This is a genomic window from Micromonospora sp. NPDC049799 (genome assembly GCF_040656655.1).
Lineage (GTDB): Bacteria > Actinomycetota > Actinomycetes > Mycobacteriales > Micromonosporaceae > Micromonospora.
The window spans coordinates 1-1,211 of sequence record NZ_JBFAMU010000877.1 but is presented as its reverse complement, the minus strand read 5'-3'; the positions used below and the strand labels follow the sequence as shown (position 1 = coordinate 1,211).

At 68.1% G+C, this 1,211-nt stretch carries 1 protein-coding gene; it reads left to right on the top strand.

What is annotated here, in order from left to right; genetic code table 11:
- Window positions 1–274 precede the first annotated feature (274 nt).
- Window positions 275–1,051, top strand: a complete 777-nt coding sequence (locus AB0I76_RS30295; protein WP_357042674.1) for a DUF559 domain-containing protein — start codon at window positions 275–277, stop codon at window positions 1,049–1,051.
- Window positions 1,052–1,211: the final 160 nt, after the last annotated feature.

Sequence of the window (1,211 nt, the reverse complement as noted above, 5' to 3'; positions counted from 1 at the left end):
ACCCCCGCGATCTTGCACTTTTTGCCCCGGCATTCCGGGCATAAGCCTTGTATTGAGGGCCGTAAGTGCAAGATCGCGGGGGAGGGGGTTGGGGGCGCCATAGCAGATCACCGGTTGGGGCGGGGGTTTTCCACAGGGGTGGGTCTTGTCCACAGGGGCAGCGGGTGGGGCGGTGTGCTGGGTTTCGCTTCGTGATCCTGTCCACATGACTACGCGGCTGTGGCGGATCGGTTCTCTGACGCGAACGCTTACCGTGAAGCGGCTGAGGACCCGCGTGAACCGGGAGGAACTGCGCCGCGTCCGCAGGGGCGTCTATGCCGATCAGCCCTGCGACGACGAGGATGAGCTGCGGGCTCTCCTGCTGTGTCTGCCCAAGGAGGCGGCGCTCACCCGGCAGAGCGCGGCCCGCCGGTACGGCTTCGGTGTGCTGCGGGACGACGTCGTACATGTCCAGCTGCCGGTCACGGTGCCGAAGCCCCGGTTGCCAGGGCTTGTCGTACACCACTCGGTCCTTCCGGTGGATCCGGTGCTCGTTGGCGGATTGCCCTGCGTGCCGGCGGCCCGGTGTGCGGTCGACCTCGCGCGGACCGTACGACGGTTGGACGCCCTGCCGGTCCTGGACGCCGCCATCCGAGCGGGAGCGGTCACGGCTGAGGAACTGCTCGCCGAGGTGGGCGTTCACCGGGCGTTGCGCGGGGTGCGCCAGGCGAGGGAGCTGATACCGCTGGCGGACGGTCGGGCCGAATGTCGGCAGGAGAGTCAACTGAGGTTGGTCGTCATCGACGGGCGACTGCCGCCTCCGGAGCCGCAGCTGTGGGTGTACGACGGCCTCGGCATTCCGCGCTACCGGTTGGACCTGGGCTATCGCGAGCGCCGGATCGGCATCGAGTACGACGGCGGATCCCATCTGGACCGCGATCGTCTCCGGTACGACCGGAGCCGCATCAACTGGCTCGACGCCGACGGTTGGCGAATGCGCTACTTCACCGACCGGGACCTCTACGCCCGACCTACCCACATCGTCGCAACGATCCGCGCCGCCCTCTCCTAATCCCCCACCCCCGCGATCTTGCACTTCCTGCCCCGGCATCTCCCTCATACACCGCATATCGAGGGCCGAAAGTGCAAGATCGCGGGGGTGGGGGGCGGCCGTGGGGGGTGGGGTGGGCTGTCAGCCTAGGCCGTTGACTGACGGGGTGCGTACGCAGTGG